Origin of the sequence: Magnetospirillum sp. SS-4, from assembly GCF_902729425.1 — a bacterium.
Taxonomy (GTDB): Bacteria; Pseudomonadota; Alphaproteobacteria; order Rhodospirillales; family Magnetospirillaceae; genus Phaeospirillum.
The window spans coordinates 1-265 of sequence record NZ_CACVCH010000028.1 but is presented as its reverse complement, the minus strand read 5'-3'; the positions used below and the strand labels follow the sequence as shown (position 1 = coordinate 265).

The 265-nt window shown below is 61.1% G+C and carries 1 pseudogene; it reads right to left on the bottom strand.

Annotation, left to right across the window (positions count from 1 at the left end):
* Positions 1 to 66: 66 nt before the first annotated feature.
* Positions 67 to 265 (bottom strand): annotated as a pseudogene (locus MTBSS4_RS22080) (hypothetical protein); the annotation flags it as partial.

Here is a 265-nt window from a genome sequence, read left to right as displayed (position 1 = left end):
TCAGCACCCATCAGTTTGGCAGTCGCCCCCACAAGATCGGCAGGGGCAAAGCAGCCAGCAACAGCTTCATGATTCGGCGGATGCCTCTGGTAAACCAAGAGAGCCTTCCTCGGGCGAGTTTCCTGGGCTGACGGTTTGGGGCTTTTTTTCGCTGGGGGTTGGATTGTGGGCGGCATCCCACATGCCGGTGGAGACCGCCCAGTAGAGCGCCAGGGCCATGACCAGGATCAGACGCCCCAAGCGGTCCGGGTAGTGGATGTGAGTG